This is a genomic window from Streptomyces sp. 8N114, assembly GCF_052245835.1.
Classification (GTDB): domain Bacteria; phylum Actinomycetota; class Actinomycetes; order Streptomycetales; family Streptomycetaceae; genus Streptomyces.
The window spans coordinates 373,301-391,489 of record NZ_JBQQBT010000002.1; the positions used below are offsets into that span (position 1 = coordinate 373,301).

Consider the following 18,189-nt stretch of genomic DNA (forward strand, 5'->3'; position numbering starts at 1 on the left):
TTCATGGTCGCCCATCGAGGATGGGAGCGCCCATGGGTCCGCGCCACATGCGGGCCTCGTCCGTCCGGCGCAGAATCGACAGTGTGGATCTCCCGGTGCTGCCCCCAGTGAAACCGATGCTCGCCAAGCCGGTTTCCGCCATCCCGGAAGGCATGCAGTACGAGGCCAAGTGGGACGGCTTCCGCTGCCTGGTCTTCCGCGATGGCGACGAGGTGGAGCTGATCAGCCGGACCGGGAAATCCCTGGTCCGCTACTTTCCCGAACTGGTCGACGGGCTCCGGGAGCGGATGCCGCAGCGCTGCGTACTGGACGGCGAGATCGTGCTGCCGCTGGGCGGCCGGCTGGACTTCGAGGCGCTCCAGCAGCGCATCCATCCGGCTGCCTCCCGGGTGCGGCTGCTGGCCGAGCGGACGCCGGCCTCCTTCGTCGCCTTCGACCTGCTGGCCCTGGACGACGCCGACGTCATGGCGGCGCCGCTGGCCGAGCGGCGGCGGATGCTGGAGACGGCGCTGCAGCGAACCCGTCCTCCGCTGTATCTGGCGCCGGTGACCTACGACAGCGCAGTCGCCAGGGACTGGTTCGCGCAGTACGAGGGCGCCGGGCTGGACGGCGTGGTGGCCAAGCGCACCGACCTGCCGTACCGGCCGGGGGAGCGGGTGATGCTCAAGGTCAAGCACGAGCGCACGGCTGACTGCGTACTGGCCGGACTGCGCCCGCACAAGAGCGGTTCCGAGTCGCTCGGCTCCCTGCTGCTCGGACTCTACGACGCCTCCGGAGCGCTCCAGTACGTGGGCGCCTCGTCCTCCTTCCCGGCCACCCGCAGGCGCGAGCTGATGCGTGAGCTGGCATCGCTGGGCATGGACAGCCCCGAGGAGCACCCATGGGCCCGCTGGGAGGATGAGGCCGCGCACGAGGAGGGCAGGATGCCGGGCGCCCCGAGCAGATGGAGCGGCGGCAAGGACGCCTCCTGGGTGCCGCTGCGGCCCGAGCGGGTGTGCGAGGTGGCCTACGACCACATGGAGGGGCAGCGCTTCCGGCACACAGTGCTCTTCCGCCGCTGGCGCCCGGACCGCGAGCCCGGCTCGTGCACGTACGAACAGCTGGAGCAGCCGGTGCGCTACGACCTGGAAGAGGCACTCGGCGGCCGATGACGCGCCCCGTCCTTCGGGGCAGCGGGCAGGGGGACGCGCCCCGTCAGGGGCGCGGGGAACTGCGCGCCAAGCCACGAAGATCCAGCAGCCCGCAAGCATCGCGCAGGGGCAACCCCTCAACGGACCCACGGAGGGGGCCCGCAGCCCGGCGGTGCCCTACGGACCCGCAGCCGCGGGTACCGGCACCGCCGGACCGGCGGTGGAGGCCCACCTTCGCGGCGGGGAAGTACGCGTACGGCCACCCGGGCTGCGTACGGTTACCCCGGCACTTCCGGCGCCTGTGCGCACTTCAGGCGCCGGTGCCCTCCGGACCGCCGTCGGCCTGGGCCGCCTGCGCCTCGGCGGCGCGCTGTACCTCGGCCATGTCCAGCTGCCGGGCCTGGCCGATCAGGTCCTCCAGCGTGGCCTCGGGCAGCGCGCCGGGCTGCGAGAACACCAGGGTGCGGTCCCGGATGATCGCGAGGGTCGGGATGGACTGCACCTCGAAGGCGGCCGCGAGCTCCTGCTGGGCCTCCGTGTCGACCTTGGCGAAGGTCAGGTCCGAGTGCCGCTCGGCAGCGGCCTCGTACACGGGCGCGAAGCTGCGGCACGGGCCGCACCAGGAGGCCCAGAAGTCGATCAGGACGAAGTCGTTTTCGGAGATCGTCTCCTCGAAGTTCTCTTTGGTCAGCTCGATCGTGCTCATGCTGTCTCCTGCTATGGGGGCATCAGGACGGGCCGCGCCCTGGCGCCGGGGAACAATCTTGTCCGGGTCCACATTCCCGGGACCGTTCCCGGCACAGCCATGGCAACACACCGGGGCCGGTGGCGGCACAGCCGGGTACGCGCCCGGCAGGTACACCTCTCCGCTGCCATCGTGAAGGAGTGAGCGACGTGGTCCTCGGTGCGCGGGTGATGACGATGAACGTGCTGGCCCCCCAGTACGCCGACGGCACCGCCCGGCGCGTGGTCCTGGCCCAAGAGCTCAGGCGGCTGCGCCCCGATGTGCTCGCGCTCCAGGAGGTGACCCGCCAGGACGTGGCAGCCCTCGCCGAGGACGGCTGGTACACCGTCCCGCACCCTCGATGGTCCACCGACGGCGTGGGGGCGGTGCTGGCAGCGCGCAGGCGCTTCGGCCCCGTCGCGACGGACCCGCTCCAGGTCACCGGACGCACGGCGTACACCGAATGGTGCGGAGTCGTCGCCGCCGAGCTGCCGCTCCCCGAGCCGCTCGGCACGCTCCTGGTGGTCCACCACAAGCCGAGCTGGCCCTACGACTACGAGCGTGAACGGGAGCTCCAGGCCGTCGCCGCCACCCGTCTCGCCGAGCAGGCCGCCGGGCCTGGCGTACGCCACACCGTCCTGCTCGGAGATCTCGACGCCACGCCGGACGCCGCGAGCCTCCGGTTCCTGCGGGGACTGCAGTCGCTGGACGGCAGCGGCGTCTGCTTCCAGGACGCCTGGCCGGCCGTGCACCCCGGCGAGCCCGGGCCCACTTTCAGCCCCCGTAATCCCCTCGTACGGCAAGGGGACATGCCGACCGCGGTGGACCGCCGTATCGACCACATCCTGGTGCGCTGCGGCGCCCACGGGCCAACCCTCCGGGTCTCCTCCTGCGAGCGGGTCCTGGTGCAACCGGTGAACGGTGTGCAGGCGAGCGATCACTACGGCCTGGTCGCCGATCTGGCATTGCCGGACCACCCACCAGGCAGGTGGGCGGAGCAGCGGTGAACGGGACAGCGCCGCCGCCCTCATCGCCCGGTGCCCGGTTCACCACCCCGGAGACGTCCGGCGGCCTGCGGCGCGTCTCGCGCGTCTTGTGCGTCTCGCGCGCCGTGCATGTCCTGCGCGTCTCGTACATCTCGTACGTCTTGCGCCTCTCGTACGTCGAAACCGCCGCGGCCGTCGAACCGCACCTCCAGCACGGCGTCGAACCCGTCCGCCAGGGACGGCCTGCGCAGCCGCTCGTGGGTGGCCCGTACGCCGACGACCGGTACGCGGGCACGGCCTTCCCGGGCGGCGTTGCGGCGCAGCGATGCGGCGAGGTCGGGCGGGAACCAGTACGCCGTCACCCGTGCACCGTGGGCGCGGCCGAGGGCCACCAGAGGGCGCCACTCGTGCGGTGAGGGGTTGGTGTTGTCGACCGCGACGGCTTGCCCGGCCGCCAGCGCTTCGTCGATCAGCCGCAGCTGACGCTGCTGCTTGTGCTTGGCGGAACGGGGGAACCGGTCCTTGCTCACCAGGGTGTGACCGCCGTTGTCACCGCCTGAGAGGCGCTGCCGGTAGAAGGCGGTTTTTCCGGCAGCCTGGAGGCCGACCAGCACGGCCAGCTCCGGGCCGTCACGCTGCGGCCGTGTCTGCTGCTCCACCACTCCCCTCGGGTGGCCCCGGCCCGTACGGCTAAACAGGCGCCGGCACGGGGCCGACCGGGGCTCGGTTCAGGCCAGGGCGCCACCGTCGACCCGTAGGACCGTGCCCCGTCACGAAGGAGGAGCGGTCGCTCAGCAGCCAGGCGGCAGCCTGGGCGGATCTCTTCGGGGTCGGCCGTGCGCCCCAGCGGACTCCCCGCCTTCATGCGCTCGACGACGCCGGGGGAGCTCTCCTCCCAGGCGCGCACCATCTCGGTCAGGGCAACGCGGAACTGCCCGCCTACGGTGCGTGGCCTGTGCCGCGGGCGATTGTGCTGCGGCCGGATTTGAGCGGTGGGGCAGCCGGTGAGGTGTTCTCCAGGGCAGTAATGGGGACCGGCTTTGGTGGAGCCGGACAGCTCGCGTTCCGCGCGGAACGGCTCCCGGAAGACCAACCGTTCGGCGAGGGGTGGCGGACGATGACCGGCAGAAGAAACCAGCACGCGATCGAACCGCTGAGCGAGGCGGCGGCGCTCGCGTACGTACACGGCATCTGCTTCAAGACCGGGCCACCGCGCCGCGTCGGGGTCGAACTCGAATGGCTGGTCCGTCCGCTGCCGCCCGCACAGGGCGGCCTCCGCGGGCACACCGCACCGCACCCCCCGCCCCTTCCGTCCCCGCCCCACGAAGATCCGGCCCGGGCCCCGGCGCAGTCCGGACTCCGGATCGGGGCGAGCAGCCTCCGCGCCGCCGCCACCGCGCTCCGCGGCGTACCGCTGAGCTCCGCGATCTCTCTGGAGCCCGGCGGACAGCTGGAGTTCAGCTCCCAGCCCGCCACCTCGCTCGCCGCCTGTGTCCAGGCGGTCGCCACGGATCTCGCCGCAGCGCGCGAACGCCTGCGCCGGCACGGCATCGCCCTCGTCGGCCACGGCCTCGATCCCCGCCCGCCCCTCCGGCTGCTGGAGGACCGGCGCTATCGCGCCATGGAGGCGTACTTCGACCGCACCGGCCCGGCAGGGCGCGCGATGATGTGCTCCTCCGCCTCCGTGCAGATCTGCCTCGACGCGGGCACCGCCGAGCCGGGACCGTTCGGCTACAGCCGCCGCTGGCTGCTGGCGCATCTGCTGGGCGCCGTCCTCACGGCGGCGTTCGCCAACTCGCCGACCACCGAGGGGCCCTGGCCCGGGTGGCGTTCGGCCCGGCAGGGCGTATGGGCCTCGCTCGACGGCTACCGCAACCTCGCGCCGTCCGGCAACGGCCGTAACCCACGGGAAGCTTGGGCGCGGTACGTGCTGGACGCGCCGTTGCTCTGCGTCCGTACCGCTCAGGGCCCATGGACGGTGCCCGGGGACGGGATGACGTTCCGGCAGTGGATCCGGCGGAGCACCCGCGCCGGGCCCGGCCGCCACCGGCTCCGGCCGCCCCGGCTGGACGATCTCGTCTACCACCTGACGACCCTCTTTCCGCCCGTGCGTCCCCGGGGACACCTGGAGCTGCGGATGATCGACGCACAGCCGGGCCCGGACGGCTGGGTGGTGCCCCTCGCGGTGACCACGGCGCTCTTCGACGACGCAGAGGCGAGCGAGAGCGCCTACCGCATCGTCAAGCCGCTGGCCGACCTCGCAGCCGAGGGACCGGCCCCCCGCAACGCCCTCTGGGAGCGCGCCGCTCGGGACGCGCTGACCGATCCCGAGCTGCACGCGGCAGCCCGCGACTGCTTCGACCTCGCCCGCCGGGCGCTGCCCCGGCTGGGCGTCGGACTACAGGTGCGCGCTGCCGTCGAGGAGTTCACCGCACGCTACGTGGTGCCCGGCCGTTGCCCGGCCGACGACCGGCTCGACGAGCCCGGGACCATCCCCGAATGGCCCGGGCCCACCCCCGGACAGCCCGAGACCACCCCGGACAGCAGGGAGAGCCATGGTGACCGCTGCTGAGGGGCGCGCCGCGTTGCGCGCCCACGCCTTCGATGCCCTCACCCGCGCCCGTACGCGCACGCTGGCGCTCTCCGACTGTGTGGAGGACGCCGAACTGACGGCGCAGCACTCGCCGTTGATGTCCCCGCTGGTGTGGGACATGGCGCACATCGGCAACCAGGAGGAGCAGTGGCTGGTGCGTGCCGTGGGCGGTCAGGCGCCGCTGCGGCCGGAGATCGACTCGCTCTACGACGCTTTCGAGCACCCCCGCGCCGAGCGCCCCTCGCTGCCGCTGCTGCCGCCCGACGAGGCCCGCGCCTACCTGGCGAAGGTCCGCGGGCACGTCTTCCGGATACTGGAGCACGCGGAGCTGGCGGGGCGCCCGCTGGTGTCGGAAGGGTTCGCGTTCGGCATGATCGCCCAGCACGAGCAGCAGCACGCCGAGACCATGCTCATCACCCACCAGCTGCGCCGCGGCCCGGCAGCACTGACCGCGCCACCGCCACCGCCGGCGCCGGCCGGGACGATGGTGCTCCCGCACGAAGTGCTCGTTCCCGCAGGCCCGTTCACCATGGGGACCGACGACGACCCGTGGGCGCTGGACAACGAGCGGCCCGCCCACCGCCGGGAGGTGCCGGCCTTCTGCATCGACACCCTGCCGGTCAGCAACGGCGCCTACCTCCGCTTCATCGAGGACGGCGGCTACGCAGACCCGCGCTGGTGGACTCCCGTGGGCTGGGACCATGTGCGGCGCACCGGGCTGCGGGCGCCGCTGTTCTGGAAACGCGAGCAGGACCGCTGGTGGCGCCGCCGCTTCGGAGTGCGCGAACCAGTACCGGAGGCGGAACCGGTGATGCATGTGAGCTGGTACGAGGCCGACGCCTACGCCCGGTGGGCGGGTCGGCGGCTGCCCACCGAGGCCGAGTGGGAGAAGGCGGCCCGCCACGACCCGGACACCGGCCGCAGCCGCCGCTTCCCCTGGGGCGAGTCGCCCCCCGGACCCGACCGCGCCAACCTGGGCCAGCGGCACCTGGGCCCCGCACCCGTGGGCGGCTACCCCGCCGGAGCCTCCGCGCTGGGCGTACGGCAGCTGATGGGAGAGGTGTGGGAGTGGACCTCCAGCGACTTCGCGCCCTACCCGGGCTTCACCGCCTTTCCCTACCCGGAGTACTCGGAAGTCTTCTTCGGCCCCTCCTACAAGATGCTGCGGGGCGGCTGCTTCGGTACGGACCCGGTGGTCGCCCGCGCGACCTTCCGCAACTGGGACTATCCGGTGCGCCGGCAGATCTTCGCCGGGTTCCGCACCGCCCGCACGCCCCTGCCGGAGGAACTGACGTGAGCGCCCGGAGCGTTCCGGACCGAGCGCCGGGCGGCCGCTGATGTGCCGGCACCTGGGTCATCTGGGCCCCGCACGCTCGCTGGGGGAGCTGCTGCTGGCGCCGCCGTACTCGCTGCACCGCCAGTCGTGGGCGCCGCGCCGCCAGGAGCACGGCACCGTCAACGCCGACGGCTTCGGCGTGGGCTGGTACGCCGACGGTGATCCGGTCCCGGCCCGCTACCGCCGCGCCGGGCCGATCTGGGCGGACGGCTTCTTCCCCGACCTGTGCCGGGTCGTGAGCTCGTCCGCGCTCGTGGCCGCCGTACGGGACGCGACGAACGGCTGCGCGGCGGGTGAGTCGGCCGCCGCTCCCTACACCGCGGGACCGTGGCTCTTCAGCCACAACGGCGCCCTGGCCGGCTGGCCCGCCTCGGTCGCCCGGATCGCGGGCGCGCTGCCGCCGCAGGAGATGCTGGGCCTGGAGGCCCGCTGCGACTCGGCGCTGGCCTGGGCGCTCGTCCTGCACCTGCTGCGGGCCGGTACCGCGCCCGGTCCGGCCCTCGCCGAGGCCGCCGCGCAACTGGCCGCAGCGGCGCCCGGATCCCGCCTCAACTTCCTGCTGACCGACGGCCGCACGCTGGCCGCCACCGCCTGCGGCGACACGCTCTGGTACCTGCTGGAGCCCGGCAGCTCGCTCACCGTCGCCTCCGAACCGCACGACACGGACCCCGGCTGGCGACCGGTCCCCGACGCCCATCTGCTCACCGGCGACCCGGGCGGTATCGAACTGACCGCCCTGAAGGAGCCTCACGCGTGACCCCCGACTCCCGGTTCACCCTCACCCGCACCCTGCCCTCGAACGCCACCGCCGCCGCACTGGCCACCGACGTCACCCAGGGGCTGACCCGCTTCCCCAAGACGCTGCCGCCCAAGTGGTTCTACGACGCGCGCGGCAGCGAACTGTTCGAACAGATCACCACGCTCCCCGTCTACTACCCCACCCGCGCAGAAGCCTGGATACTCCAGCAGGCGGCACCCGGGATAGCCCGGATCACCGGCGCCCGCACGCTGGTCGAACTGGGCTCCGGCTCCTCGTACAAGACCCGGCTGCTGCTGGACGCACTTGGCACCCCGCTGACCTATGTGCCCGTCGACGTCAGCGAGTCCGCGCTGGCCGACGCCGGGCAGGCCCTGCTCGCCGACCATCCCGGGGTGACCGTGCACGCCCTGGTCGCCGACTTCCAGCACCGGCTGCCACTGCCACGCTGCCCGGAGCCGAAGGTCATCGCCTTCCTCGGCGGCACCATAGGCAATCTGCTGCCCGCCGAGCGCGCCCGGTTCCTGGCCTCCCTACGGACCCGCCTCGGTCCGGACGACGCCCTGCTGCTGGGTACGGATCTGGTCAAGGACCCCGCCACCCTGGTCGCCGCGTACGACGATCCGGACGGCGTCACCGCCGCCTTCAACAAGAACGTCCTCCACGTTCTCAACCGCGAACTCGGCGCCGACTTCGACCCGGACGACTTCACCCACGTCGCCGTGTGGGACAGCGAGAACGAGTGGATCGAGATGCGGCTGCGGGCCCGCAGGGCGCTCAGCGCCAAGCTGCCCGCCGTCGATCTGAGCGTCGACTTCCAGCCCGGGGAGGAGCTGCGCACAGAGGTCTCGGCGAAGTTCCGGCGACAGGGCGTACGCGCCGAGCTCGCCGCCGCCGGGATGCGGCTGCACCGCTGGTGGACCGACCCCAGGCACCGCTTCGCGGTCACCCTCGCGGTGCCCGCTCCGGTCGCGTCGTGAGGGCCGCAGTGCGCATGCTGTGAGGGTGCGGTACGAACGGACCACCACCGTTGACGCGGAGACCGCGGACGCGGTGTTCGCGTACGTCGTCGGGCAGCTCCTGCGGCGGGAGTTGCCGGTCGAGGTGGATCGGGACAGCCGCACCGCGGTCTGGGGGCCTGGTCCTGGCGCCGATTGCGCGGGTCAGTTGTACGTCACCGACGCGCGGCCCCGCGGGGTGCGAGTGACGGTCGTCGTCGAGACGGGGGCCCTCGCTGCTTCGCGCGCCCGCGCCGAGATCGATCGGGCCCTCGCCGCCCTTGCCGGTTGACTGCGGCCCGGTGGCCGGTGTTGCGCGGGAGGGGGTGCCCCTGTCCGAAGCGGGCGGGCTGCGGGTGCGCTGTGGCCGGGCGCGCAGTTCCCCGCGCCCCTGACGGGGCGCAGCACCACCACCGGGCCGCAGTTCCGTTACCGGCTCAGTTCGACCTTGCCGAACAGCGCGGCGTACCCGCTGGGCAGTTGGCTGAGCAGTTGGTTGAGCTCGCCGCCGGATACGGCGTCGGCGAGGGTGGACAGGACCGCGCTGGCGTCCCACTCCGCGGTGCGGGGCCGGGCGTGGGTGCGTTCGGCGACGTGGGCGCAGAACTGCTCCACGCCGTATGTCTCCGGCGGATCCTCGCCGGCCTCGGCCACGACCGGTCCCAGCGGGCCGGGCAGCTGGGCGGCCAGCTCCTGCGCCTTGACGGGGGTGATCCGGGAGGCGAGGACGCTCAGTACCGCCCGGGTGACCTCTTCGGCCTCCGCCCGGTTCTGGAACTCGCCGCGCTCGCGGACCTGGGCCAGGAACTCGTCGTACCTCATGGTCAGCTCCTTCGTGCCGCTGGACCAGTGCTCTCTCCCGTCACGCGGTACCCCTTCCCGCCGTATCTATGGCCCGGTCGGCAGGCCGGTGCAGTTCTCGGCGAGCTCCGCCGCCGCGTGACGGACCGGGATGCCGAGCCATGAATACGGACAGCTGCGCTCGTGCACACTGCGTGCGCTCTCCGTGACGGTCCGCCGCACCACGCCGTGGTAGCCGTCGCAGCGGTCGCCGCCCACGCCGCCCAACGCACCCCGGACGACCTCCGCGAAACCGTGCTCCCCGAACGGCGCAGCACAGCCCGCCGGCTCGAAACCGATCTCCCGCCAGCAGCCCCCCGACCCGGCAGTCGGTGCAACCGGCAAGACGGCCGGTCAGCGGTCAGCAGCAGCGGTCAGCGACTCGCGTAGGGGAGGAGGGCCATTTCGCGGGCGTTCTTGATGGCCCTGGCGAGTTGACGCTGCTGCTGAGAGGTGACGCGGGTGACGCGACGGCTGCGGATCTTGCCGCGGTCGGAGATGAACTTCCGCAGCAGGTCGGTGTCCTTGTAGTCGATGTAGGTGATACCGGCCGCGTCCAGCGGATTGGGACGGGGGCGCTGCGGCTTGCGGTCGGATGTACGGCGGGGCATGAGATTTCCTTAGTGTTCGTGTTCGCGTTCGTGGACGTCAGGAGACGGGGTCGAGGAGGTCGTCGAAGGCGGCGGGGAAGCTTTTCCAGCCCTCGCGCCCGGCGGCGTACTCCGCGTCGGTGAGCAGGCAGGTTTCCAGCAGCCGGGTGAGTCCCTCGCGGTCCAGTCCCGGTGAGGTGAAGACCAGGTGCTGGCAGCGGTCGCCGTGCCGGGGATGCCAGTCCAGCGACGCGGCGGCCCGGCGCATCGGCGGCACCAACTCCCATGCGGCGTCCGGCAGCGAGGCCAGCCACGGCCCTGCGGTCTCCACGCTGAGGGCGCCCCCGGCCGCGTCCCAGCCCAGCAGGGTGTCGGGCCGGTCCGCGAGCCAGAATCTACCGCGGCTGCGCGCAGCCGCGCAGGTCAGATCCTCCAGCGCCTGGTAGAGCCGGCCCGGGTGGAAGGGCCGGTGGCCCCGCCAGACCAGGGTGGCCACGCCCGCCTCGTCCGCCTCCTGCGGCAGCAGCGCGCAGGACGGGTGCTGGGCGGCCGCGGCCGCCTCGATGTCGAAGCCCGCGAAGACGAGCCGGGCCAGCTCCGGCGAATCGACGGAGACCTGCCGTGCCGTGGGGTGGAGTTGGCTGAGCAGCGCCCGGTCCTCGTCGTCCGCCTCGTGCTCGTCGACGAGCGCAAGCACGGGCGCGTACTCCAGCTGCCGGGCCAGGGTGTCCGCGATCGTGCGCTGATCGGTGGCCGCGGCGGCGAGCCCGGCCTCGGCCAGGTCGTCGCCGTTGGCGAGGCAGGGCAGCACCAGTGCCGGGTCGACCGCGGTGATCACGTTGGTCAGCCCTACGGTGTCCCCACCGTGCGCCGCGACGGACTCGGCCATGGCCTTGGGCTCGACGGAGTCCCACAGTTCCACGATCGCGAGCTGCGCGGTCCCGGCCAGCCGGAACAGCTCCGGCATCAGGTCTTCGCGCAGGGCACAGCAGGCGCAGTCGTTGACGAGCGGCGCCTCACCGCACGAGACGGTGCCCGAGGTGTCGCGCACGGTACGCGTCACGGTGCCGTCCGCCGCGGACGCCAGATCATGGTGCAGCGCCACGCTGCCGGGTACGGCGGCGAGGAGCCGGCCGACGACCCGGCGGCGTGCGTCGGCGTGCATGCCCGCGACGAGGACGACGGGCAGTTGCGGTCGCTCGTCGCTGGTCACCGGTCTGCTCCCGCCCGTCCGTCCTGTCCGTTACGGCCGTAACGGCGCTCGAACCGCTCCACGCGGCCGGCGCTGTCCACGACGCGGGCTGTGCCCGTGTAGAAGGGGTGGCTCCGCGAGGAGATCTCCACGTCGATGACGGGGTAGGTGTTGCCGTCCTCCCACTGGATCGTCTGCTCGTTGGTGCGGGTGGAGCGGGTCAGGAAGGCGAAGTCGGCGCTCTTGTCGCGGAAGACGACGGGGCCGTACGCGGGGTGGATTCCGGGCTTCATGGGGTGCCTCTTCCTCGGGTCGGTCGGCTGCTTCAGCGCTCTTCGCGGAAGTCGACGTGGCGGCGGGCGCGCGGGTCGTACTTGCGCAGGGTCAGCCGGTCGGGGTCGTTCCGCCGGTTCTTGCGGGTCACGTAGGTGTAGCCGGTGCCCGCTGTGGAGCGGAGCTTGACGAGGGGGCGAAGTTCGTTGCGAGCCATGACGGCCACTATATTGTTAATGGAAATCATTTCCAACTGAGTCCAGCGAGAGGTAGGTAACACCCGTGTCGGCCCACTGCCAGCTCACCGGAGCGCAACCGCGTTTCGGGAAGACCATCTCCCACTCCCACCGGCGCACGTCCCGCCGCTTCGACCCCAACGTGCAGCGCAAGCGCTACTGGCTGCCGAGCGAAGGCCGTTACGTACGGCTGACGTTGAGCACCAAGGGCATCAAGACCGTGGACGTGATCGGCGTCGAGCGGGCCGTGGCCCGCATCCGCGCCCGAGGAGGGCGGGTCTGATGGCGAAGAAGAGCAAGATCGCGAAGAACGAGCAGCGCCGGGCGACGGTGGAGCGCTACGCGGCCCGTCGGGCGGAGCTCAAGGAGATCCTGCGCGCCCCCGCGTCGACGGACGCCGAACGGCGCGCGGCGCTGGCGGAGTTGCGGCGGCAGCCTCGCGACGCCAGCGCCACCCGGTTGCGCAACCGGGACAGTGTGGACGGCCGTCCCCGCGGCCATCTGCGCGCTTTCGGGCTCTCCCGCGTGCGCTTCCGTGAACAGGCGCACGCCGGCTATCTGCCGGGAGTCACCAAGTCCTCCTGGTGACGCCCTGCTGAAGGGTCAAGCGGCGTGGAGAGGCTCGTCCTTGGAGGTTCGGAGTGGGCCTCTCCACGCCCGTCATGTACGGCCGTCGGGTGTGCAGTCGACGACCCGGATCAGAAGTGCAGTCGGCTCAGGCGAAGTTGGAACCAAAGGGGCCGTGGACGCTGAACTGGGAGACAGAGTCGTTGATGATGTTGTCGTTGTCTGTCACGTGGATGTTCACCCCATTGTGGGGCTTGTGGTGGTTTCCTTCTTCGCTGGCCGAAGCCGAGGCGGCACCGGCGGCGGCGAGGCCGAGAGCGGCCAGTCCGACGGCGAGGGAGCGCGTGGGGATGCGCGAGCGCATGAAGCCTCCGTGAAGGTCCGGAAGAGCAGGGACGCGCTCATCCTCGCCAGCCGACCGGGCATTACAGAGCAATATATGAATGACACGGCAGAACGGACTCGAATGGCGCAGCCGGCCCATCGGCTGAGGCTCACTCTGGTGCTGCGGCGTCCTCGGTGCCGTCCTCGCCGCCCGCCCGCAGCAGCGTGAGGAAGTCGCGGAATGCGGCGGGCATGTCGACGGCTTCGGGGTCCAGCAGCCACTGGACCTGGAGACCGTCGAGCACCGCCGCCAGCAGGGGCGCGATCTGCTCCGGCGTCAGCCCGCCGGGCAGCCGTCCGCCGTGTTCCGCGAACTCGTTCCGTACCGCTGCCGCCAGTTCTGAGCGCACCCGGGCGTAGCGATCCTCGAAGAAGGTGCGGGCCGGCGACTCGTCGGCGACGCTGCCGCCCGAGAGCACCGCGAAGGTCTGCACGAGGCGCGGGCGGCTCGCGTTGTACTCGACCAGCTGGTCGAGCAGGGCCAGGGTCCAGCTCTCCGGCGAGCCGCCCGCGGCTCCCAGGTCCCACCGGTCCCGCGCCTCCAGGACGGCGACCAGCAGCTGCTCCTTGTTCGGGAAGTGATGGAGCAGCCCGGCCTGAGTGAGCCCCGCGCGTTCGGCGACCGCCGCCAGCGAGGTGGCGTCGTAACCGCGCTCGGCGATCACGTCCATGGCCGCCCTGAGGATCTCCTCGCGCCGCTCCACGGTGCGTGCGGCCCTGCCCCGAACGGGTCGGCCGCCGGTCCCCGTCTCGTTTCGCCGTTGGGTCACACGCCGACTCTAGCCTTTGCCGCGGCCCGTGAATCACGAACAGATAACAACGCCTACCGCTCACTCGGTGAACGCGCCAGGATGCAGGCCGACGGCGCGCAGGGATGCCGGGAGTGCCGCCGCCCCCGACTCACCAAGGAGCACTCGCATGACCCACCCGCACTCGGCCGCAGACGCCACGCATGCGGCACACACCGCAGCCGCCGAGGCCGCCCTCGCCCGGCTCGGTCTCGATGCCAAGGCCCGGCTGCTGTCCGGGCAGGACATGTGGTCGCTGCCCGCGATACCGGAGATCGGGCTCAAGTCCCTGGTCATGTCCGACGGGCCGATCGGGGTGCGTGGCACCGGATGGAGCGCCGCCGACCCCTCCGTCGCGCTGCCGAGTCCCACCGCGCTGGCCGCCACCTGGGACCCGGAGCTCGCCCGCCGCGCGGGCAACCTGCTCGCCCAGGAGGCCCGCCGCAAGGGCGTGCACGTACTGCTCGCGCCCACCGTCAATCTGCACCGCTCCCCGCTGGGCGGCCGGCACTTCGAGTGCTACTCCGAGGACCCGTACCTCACCGGCGAGATCGGCGCCGGATATGTCCGCGGGGTCCAGCAGGGCGGCGTGGGCACCACCGTCAAGCACTTCGTCGGCAACGACGCCGAGACCGAGCGTTACACCGTCGACAACATCATCGCACCGCGCCCGCTGCGCGAGCTGTATCTCGCCCCGTTCGAGCACATCGTCAAGAACGCCCACCCGTGGGGCATTATGACCGCCTACAACCAGGTCAACGGCGCCACGATGACCGAGCACCGCCATCTGGTGGGCGAAGTGCTGCGCGGGGAGTGGGGCTTCGACGGCTGCAACGTCTCCGACTGGACGGCTGCCCGCGACACCGTCCGCGCCCTCCTCGGGGGCCTCGACGTCGCCATGCCCGGGCCGCACACCGTCTACGGCGCACCGCTCGCCGAAGCCGTACGCGACGGCCGCATCCCCGAGCCCGAACTGGACGCGGCCGTACGCCGGGTACTGCTGCTGGCAGCCCGCGTCGGCGCTCTGGAGGGCGTGCCCGCCGCCGTGGACCCGGCGGAGATGCCCGACGGTATCGATGGTGCGGCGCTCGCCCGTGAGGTGGCGCGGCGTGCCTTCGTCCTGCTGCGCAACGAGCCCGCAGAGCCCGGGCCGAGCAGCGCGCCGGTGCTGCCGCTCGACCCGGCGCGGCTGCGCAAGGTCGCCGTCATCGGGGCCGCCGCCAAGGAGGCGCGGGTGCTCGGCGGCGGCTCGGCCACCGTCTTCCCGGACCACATCGTCTCCTCGCTGGAGGGACTGCGGGCCGCGCTGCCCGACGACGTCGAGGTCCGCTACGCCATGGGCGCCGACCCCAGCACCAGAGTGCCCGCAGCCCGCGACGGCTTCGCGCTGAGCGCCCACTACCTGGGCCGGGACGGGGAACTCCTCGCCGAGGTACCGCAGTTCGACGGGCGCATGCAGGTGTGGGGCAACTTCCCGGAGGGCGTCGACCCTGCTGTGCTGGAATCCGTGGAACTCGTCGGCCACTTCACCCCGCGGGCAACCGGCACCCACACCCTCTCCCTGGTCGGCAGCGGCGAGCTGAAACTGGTCGTCGACGGGGCCGTGCTGTTCGACGACCGGTGCACGCCCAGCACCGACGACCCGTTCGAGGCGTTCATGAACCCTCCCGAGACGCTGGTCGAGGCCGCGTTCACCGAGGACGCGACCGTCCCGGTCAGTCTCCGTTACACGCCGCCGAGCCTGGGCCCGACCGACGGCCTGAACGCGCTCGTCTTCACCCTCGGCCATCTCGAACCGCAGCGCGGCGCCGAGGAGGAGATCGAGGAGGCCGTCCGCGCGGCACGCGACGCCGACGCCGCCGTGGTCGTCATCGCCACCACCGAGGAGGTCGAGTCCGAAGGGTTCGACCGCGGCGATCTGCGGCTGCCCGGACGGCAGGACGAACTCGTCTCGCGTGTTGCCGCCGCCAACCCGCGCACCGTGGTCGTCGTCAACTCCGGCTCCCCGGTGGAGCTGCCCTGGCGCGAGGAGGTGCCCGCCGTGCTGCTCAGCTGGTTCCCCGGCCAGGAGGCGGGCGCCGCGCTCGCCGACGTACTGCTCGGCGCACACGAGCCCGGCGGCAGGCTGCCCACCACATGGCCCGCCCGGCTCGCGGACGCACCCGTCACCGAGGTCACCCCGCGTGACGGCCGACTCGACTACCGCGAGGGCCTCTTCATCGGCTACCGCGCCTGGGAACGTGCCGCAGCCGCCCCCGCCTTCCCCTTCGGCCACGGACTCGGCTACACCGACTGGGAGTACGAGTCGCTGACGGCAACGGCCGAGACGGCGCGCGTACGGCTGCGCAACACCGGTGACCGCGCAGGCGCGGAGACCGTACAGCTCTATGTGACCCCCGTGGACGCCGATGCCACGGAGCGCCCCGCACGGTGGCTCGCGGGCTTCGCCCGTGTCGAGGCCGCACCGGGAGAGACCGCCGAGGCCGAGATCGCGCTGCGCCCGTACGCCTTCGAGATCTGGGACGAAGCGGCCGGCGCCCGGCGCCTGGTGCCTGGCGGCTACGACATCGAGGCGGCGCACAGCGTGGCCGACCGCCGCCTGAGGGCACGTATCACCGTGGAGGACTGACGCGTTGCCCGTCGCCCCGCGCAGCGGCGGGGCGGCGGCGCGCTGTTGGCGGAGAACTCCTCCGATCGGGTGGGCGGCCGCCCTGTTGGGCGTGGCGACGGAATGCCGGGTTCGGGGGCGGGTGCACCCTTGTCCGCGTCTGGCACATAGAACAAGGGAGGATCACCATGCGCATCCGTACCGCGGTTGTCGCCTCTGGTCTGGCCGCCACCGCCGTTCTCGGCGGGGCCACGGCCGCGTCCGCCGACGCCGGGGCTCAAGGCGCCGCAGCGAAGTCTCCGGGGGTTCTCTCCGGCAACGTCGTGCAGGTGCCGTTGCACGTGCCGATCCAGGTGTGCGGCAACACCATCAACATCGTCGGACTCCTCAACCCGGCGTTCGGGAACGCCTGCGTCGCCGACTGACGCAGTCCGCCCGCCGATCCGCGCGGGTTTCGCCGTTGTCACACCGAACGCCCCGCTCCCGGCGGGGCGTTCGTGTGCCTACGCACCTCTCCGGTGGCGTAAATCGCCGCCGCGAACCTCTCCGACGGAAGAAATCTTCCCGCTCCCGGCCCTGGCTGGAGCCCCCGGGAGTCCGCCTCCACGCTGGCTCGTGGCCGACCCGGTGTTCTGCTGACCGACAGGCAGGCCGGGCCGGTGTCGAACAACGGTGGAGTCGAACGGTGGAGAGGAACCACGATGACCGCTGAGCGCACGGCCGCGCCGATCTCTGCTTCCACGGCGTACAGATGGCGGTGGCCGGGGCTCGCCGCGCTGCTGCTCGGTGAGGCGATGAACCTGCTGGACGCGACCGTCGTACAGGTCGCGGCCCCTGCCATCCACGCGGACCTGGGCGGCTCCGTCTCCGACATCCAGTGGTTCACCACGGCCTACACCCTGCCGTTCGCGGTGCTGCTGATCACCGGTGGCCGGCTCGGCGACATCGCGGGCCGACGGCGGCTGTTCGTGACCGGCGTGGTGGCGTTCATGGCCGCATCCCTCGCCTGCGCCCTCGCGCCCGCAGCAGGCGTCCTGATCGCCTGCCGAGTGGTGCAGGGAGCAGCCGCCGCGATGATCGTTCCGCAGACGATCGGCCTGATCAAAGCGATGTTCTCCGGCCCCGAGGTGTCCAAGGCCCTGGGCAGCATCGGCCCCATGATGGGCCTGGCGGCCGTCTGCGGACCGGTGCTCGGCGGAGTGCTGACGCACGCCGATCTGTTCGGCTCGTCATGGCGGGCCGCGTTCCTGGTGAACGTCCCGGTGTCGCTGGTCGTCCTCGGGCTCTCGCCCAAGCTCAAGGAGGACCGCGCCCCGCGGCGGCCCGGCCTCGACACGACCGGCACCGTGCTGGCGATGCTCGGCACCGGGCTCGTCGTCCACCCCCTGATCGGTGCGGACATCGCCGCGATGTCCCCGTGGAGTTGGGGTTCCGTGGCGGCCGGGCTGTGCTTGCTGGCCGGTTTCGTACGGCAGCAGCGCCGGGCCGCAGCCGCGGGCCGCAGCCCGCTGGTGGAGCCGAGCCTGTTCGCCCACCGCGGCTTTCCTGCCGCCCTGCTGACGTCCATGTCCTTCTTCGCGGTGACCAACGGGCTGCTGCTGGTCGTCGTGCTCCAGCTCCAGTTGGGACTGGGCAGTGACGCCCTGACGGCGGGACTGACCCTCGCCCCGTGGTCGGTCGGCCTTGCCCTCGCGTCCTGGGTGGCCGGTGCGCATCTGGTACGTCGCTACGGGCACCGCATGATGTCCCTCGGCCTTGCCGTACTGCTGCTCGGCATGCTCGCCGCCGTCGCCGTCTACCACACCGCCGACCCGAGGGCCTTTCCGACGCTGCTGCTGTGCGCGCTCGGCGTCGTCGGGCTCGGTGCGGGGCTGTTCACCCCCGCGTTCTTCACCCTCGCCCTGAAGCCGCTGCTGCCGCAGGAGGTGGGTTCGGCCGCCGGGCTGCTGAACGCGGTCCAGCAACTCGGCGCCACGCTCGGGGTGGCGGCCCTCGGCAGCGTCTACCTCGGCAGCGCCGGGTCCAGGGGCGCTCCGGGCGCACTGCACGCCGTGCAGGTCGCCTTCTGGGCCGCCGTCGCGCTGGTGGTGGTCAGCTACGCCGCGAGCCGGACGATGACCCGCGGAGATGCCACAGCCGACGCCGGGGCAGCCCATCGGCCGCGGGCAGCCTCGGGCAGCAGCTGAG

General features: G+C 72.3%; 22 protein-coding genes and 1 pseudogene. 12 read left to right on the top strand and 11 right to left on the bottom strand.

Annotated features, from left to right (window positions below; all coding sequences use genetic code 11):
* Positions 1-83 precede the first annotated feature (83 nt).
* A complete protein-coding gene (locus tag ACTWQF_RS07135) occupies positions 84-1,151 on the top strand; it encodes an ATP-dependent DNA ligase (RefSeq protein WP_443278486.1) in 1,068 nt (355 codons plus the stop codon).
* A gap of 289 nt (positions 1,152-1,440) precedes the next feature.
* On the opposite strand, the gene trxA is transcribed toward ACTWQF_RS07135, so the two are convergent.
* Entirely contained in the window at positions 1,441-1,836 is a 396-nt protein-coding gene (gene trxA / locus ACTWQF_RS07140) for a thioredoxin (RefSeq protein WP_443278166.1), read from the bottom strand.
* A 179-nt stretch (positions 1,837-2,015) separates the two neighbouring features.
* Here trxA and ACTWQF_RS07145 point away from each other — a divergent pair, with 179 nt between their 5' ends.
* Positions 2,016-2,861 carry an endonuclease/exonuclease/phosphatase family protein gene (locus tag ACTWQF_RS07145; protein WP_443278168.1) on the top strand — a complete coding sequence of 282 codons (846 nt, stop codon included), beginning with the start codon at positions 2,016-2,018 and terminating at the stop codon, positions 2,859-2,861.
* A gap of 20 nt (positions 2,862-2,881) precedes the next feature.
* On the opposite strand, the gene ACTWQF_RS07150 is transcribed toward ACTWQF_RS07145, so the two are convergent.
* A complete protein-coding gene (locus ACTWQF_RS07150) occupies positions 2,882-3,499 on the bottom strand; it encodes an AAA family ATPase (RefSeq protein WP_443278170.1) in 618 nt (205 codons plus the stop codon).
* A gap of 69 nt (positions 3,500-3,568) precedes the next feature.
* Positions 3,569-3,759 (bottom strand): annotated as a pseudogene (locus ACTWQF_RS07155) (SDR family oxidoreductase); the annotation flags it as partial.
* Between the two features lie 198 nt (positions 3,760-3,957).
* Here ACTWQF_RS07155 and egtA point away from each other — a divergent pair.
* From egtA to ACTWQF_RS07180, 5 genes are read left to right on the top strand one after another with little or no spacing between them, the layout of a single operon-like run.
* On the top strand, positions 3,958-5,412 hold the full coding sequence (gene egtA, locus ACTWQF_RS07160) for an ergothioneine biosynthesis glutamate--cysteine ligase EgtA (RefSeq protein ID WP_443278172.1): 1,455 nt from the start codon (positions 3,958-3,960) through the stop codon (positions 5,410-5,412).
* On the top strand, positions 5,396-6,730 hold the full coding sequence (gene egtB / locus ACTWQF_RS07165) for an ergothioneine biosynthesis protein EgtB (protein WP_443278174.1): 1,335 nt from the start codon (positions 5,396-5,398) through the stop codon (positions 6,728-6,730). The genes egtA and egtB overlap by 17 nt, the downstream gene beginning before the upstream one ends.
* A 40-nt stretch (positions 6,731-6,770) precedes the next feature.
* On the top strand, positions 6,771-7,526 hold the full coding sequence (gene egtC / locus ACTWQF_RS07170) for an ergothioneine biosynthesis protein EgtC (protein WP_443278176.1): 756 nt from the start codon (positions 6,771-6,773) through the stop codon (positions 7,524-7,526).
* Complete coding sequence (egtD, locus tag ACTWQF_RS07175) at positions 7,523-8,506, top strand: L-histidine N(alpha)-methyltransferase (protein ID WP_443278178.1); 984 nt, start codon at positions 7,523-7,525, stop codon at positions 8,504-8,506. Before egtC ends, egtD begins: the two co-directional genes overlap by 4 nt.
* A 25-nt stretch (positions 8,507-8,531) precedes the next feature.
* Entirely contained in the window at positions 8,532-8,816 is a 285-nt protein-coding gene (locus tag ACTWQF_RS07180) for a hypothetical protein (protein ID WP_443278180.1), read from the top strand.
* Between the two features lie 137 nt (positions 8,817-8,953).
* Here ACTWQF_RS07180 and ACTWQF_RS07185 read toward each other — a convergent pair whose 3' ends face one another.
* From ACTWQF_RS07185 to rpmG, 6 genes are all read right to left on the bottom strand, one after another.
* Positions 8,954-9,346 carry a DUF2267 domain-containing protein gene (locus ACTWQF_RS07185; protein WP_443278181.1) on the bottom strand — a complete coding sequence of 131 codons (393 nt, stop codon included), beginning with the start codon at positions 9,344-9,346 and terminating at the stop codon, positions 8,954-8,956.
* Between the two features lie 66 nt (positions 9,347-9,412).
* Positions 9,413-9,583 carry a hypothetical protein gene (locus ACTWQF_RS07190; protein WP_443278183.1) on the bottom strand — a complete coding sequence of 57 codons (171 nt, stop codon included), beginning with the start codon at positions 9,581-9,583 and terminating at the stop codon, positions 9,413-9,415.
* A gap of 155 nt (positions 9,584-9,738) precedes the next feature.
* Positions 9,739-9,975, bottom strand: a complete 237-nt coding sequence (gene rpsR, locus ACTWQF_RS07195; protein ID WP_443278185.1) for a 30S ribosomal protein S18 — start codon at positions 9,973-9,975, stop codon at positions 9,739-9,741.
* A 37-nt stretch (positions 9,976-10,012) separates the two neighbouring features.
* Entirely contained in the window at positions 10,013-11,119 is a 1,107-nt protein-coding gene (locus ACTWQF_RS07200; RefSeq protein WP_443278487.1) for a CobW family GTP-binding protein, read from the bottom strand.
* 44 nt (positions 11,120-11,163) lie between these two features.
* Entirely contained in the window at positions 11,164-11,439 is a 276-nt protein-coding gene (locus tag ACTWQF_RS07205) for a type B 50S ribosomal protein L31 (RefSeq protein ID WP_443278187.1), read from the bottom strand.
* A 32-nt stretch (positions 11,440-11,471) separates the two neighbouring features.
* On the bottom strand, positions 11,472-11,636 hold the full coding sequence (gene rpmG, locus ACTWQF_RS07210; protein WP_099885384.1) for a 50S ribosomal protein L33: 165 nt from the start codon (positions 11,634-11,636) through the stop codon (positions 11,472-11,474).
* Positions 11,637-11,701: 65 nt separating this feature from the next.
* On the opposite strand from rpmG, the gene rpmB reads away from it, so the two are divergent.
* Together rpmB and rpsN are read left to right on the top strand one after the other, a co-directional pair.
* A complete protein-coding gene (rpmB, locus tag ACTWQF_RS07215; RefSeq protein WP_443278189.1) occupies positions 11,702-11,938 on the top strand; it encodes a 50S ribosomal protein L28 in 237 nt (78 codons plus the stop codon).
* Positions 11,938-12,243, top strand: coding sequence for a 30S ribosomal protein S14 (rpsN, locus tag ACTWQF_RS07220; RefSeq protein WP_443278191.1), 306 nt, complete (start codon positions 11,938-11,940; stop codon positions 12,241-12,243). The genes rpmB and rpsN overlap by 1 nt, the downstream gene beginning before the upstream one ends.
* A 127-nt stretch (positions 12,244-12,370) precedes the next feature.
* Here rpsN and ACTWQF_RS07225 read toward each other — a convergent pair whose 3' ends face one another.
* Both ACTWQF_RS07225 and ACTWQF_RS07230 read right to left on the bottom strand, forming a co-directional pair.
* Positions 12,371-12,586 (bottom strand): hypothetical protein, encoded by a 216-nt coding sequence (locus ACTWQF_RS07225; protein ID WP_443278193.1) that lies wholly within the window; start codon positions 12,584-12,586, stop codon positions 12,371-12,373.
* 130 nt (positions 12,587-12,716) lie between these two features.
* Positions 12,717-13,376 carry a TetR/AcrR family transcriptional regulator gene (locus ACTWQF_RS07230; RefSeq protein WP_443278195.1) on the bottom strand — a complete coding sequence of 220 codons (660 nt, stop codon included), beginning with the start codon at positions 13,374-13,376 and terminating at the stop codon, positions 12,717-12,719.
* Positions 13,377-13,524: 148 nt separating this feature from the next.
* Here ACTWQF_RS07230 and ACTWQF_RS07235 point away from each other — a divergent pair, with 148 nt between their 5' ends.
* The 3 genes from ACTWQF_RS07235 (at position 13,525) to ACTWQF_RS07245 (ending at position 18,188) form a co-directional block, all read left to right on the top strand.
* Positions 13,525-16,023, top strand: a complete 2,499-nt coding sequence (locus ACTWQF_RS07235; RefSeq protein ID WP_443278197.1) for a beta-glucosidase family protein — start codon at positions 13,525-13,527, stop codon at positions 16,021-16,023.
* Positions 16,024-16,190: 167 nt separating this feature from the next.
* Positions 16,191-16,427 carry a chaplin gene (locus tag ACTWQF_RS07240; RefSeq protein ID WP_443278199.1) on the top strand — a complete coding sequence of 79 codons (237 nt, stop codon included), beginning with the start codon at positions 16,191-16,193 and terminating at the stop codon, positions 16,425-16,427.
* A gap of 276 nt (positions 16,428-16,703) precedes the next feature.
* The gene (locus ACTWQF_RS07245; RefSeq protein WP_443278201.1) at positions 16,704-18,188 is read left to right on the top strand and encodes an MFS transporter; all 1,485 of its coding nucleotides are present in this window, start codon (positions 16,704-16,706) and stop codon (positions 18,186-18,188) included.
* Position 18,189 lies beyond the last annotated feature (1 nt).

What these genes read in the sequence shown, in the direction of transcription:
- ACTWQF_RS07235 (WP_443278197.1), top strand. Translation starts at nt 13,525, where the DNA reads ATGACCCACCCGCACTCGGCCGCAGACGCCACGCATGCGGCACACACC.
- ACTWQF_RS07205 (WP_443278187.1), bottom strand. Translation starts at nt 11,439, where the DNA reads ATGAAGCCCGGAATCCACCCCGCGTACGGCCCCGTCGTCTTCCGCGAC.
- egtA (WP_443278172.1), top strand. Translation starts at nt 3,958, where the DNA reads ATGACCGGCAGAAGAAACCAGCACGCGATCGAACCGCTGAGCGAGGCG.
- rpsN (WP_443278191.1), top strand. Translation starts at nt 11,938, where the DNA reads ATGGCGAAGAAGAGCAAGATCGCGAAGAACGAGCAGCGCCGGGCGACG.
- trxA (WP_443278166.1), bottom strand. Translation starts at nt 1,836, where the DNA reads ATGAGCACGATCGAGCTGACCAAAGAGAACTTCGAGGAGACGATCTCC.
- rpsR (WP_443278185.1), bottom strand. Translation starts at nt 9,975, where the DNA reads ATGCCCCGCCGTACATCCGACCGCAAGCCGCAGCGCCCCCGTCCCAAT.
- egtC (WP_443278176.1), top strand. Translation starts at nt 6,771, where the DNA reads ATGTGCCGGCACCTGGGTCATCTGGGCCCCGCACGCTCGCTGGGGGAG.
- ACTWQF_RS07185 (WP_443278181.1), bottom strand. Translation starts at nt 9,346, where the DNA reads ATGAGGTACGACGAGTTCCTGGCCCAGGTCCGCGAGCGCGGCGAGTTC.
- ACTWQF_RS07240 (WP_443278199.1), top strand. Translation starts at nt 16,191, where the DNA reads ATGCGCATCCGTACCGCGGTTGTCGCCTCTGGTCTGGCCGCCACCGCC.
- ACTWQF_RS07225 (WP_443278193.1), bottom strand. Translation starts at nt 12,586, where the DNA reads ATGCGCTCGCGCATCCCCACGCGCTCCCTCGCCGTCGGACTGGCCGCT.
- rpmG (WP_099885384.1), bottom strand. Translation starts at nt 11,636, where the DNA reads ATGGCTCGCAACGAACTTCGCCCCCTCGTCAAGCTCCGCTCCACAGCG.
- ACTWQF_RS07200 (WP_443278487.1), bottom strand. Translation starts at nt 11,119, where the DNA reads ATGCACGCCGACGCACGCCGCCGGGTCGTCGGCCGGCTCCTCGCCGCC.
- egtB (WP_443278174.1), top strand. Translation starts at nt 5,396, where the DNA reads ATGGTGACCGCTGCTGAGGGGCGCGCCGCGTTGCGCGCCCACGCCTTC.
- ACTWQF_RS07245 (WP_443278201.1), top strand. Translation starts at nt 16,704, where the DNA reads ATGACCGCTGAGCGCACGGCCGCGCCGATCTCTGCTTCCACGGCGTAC.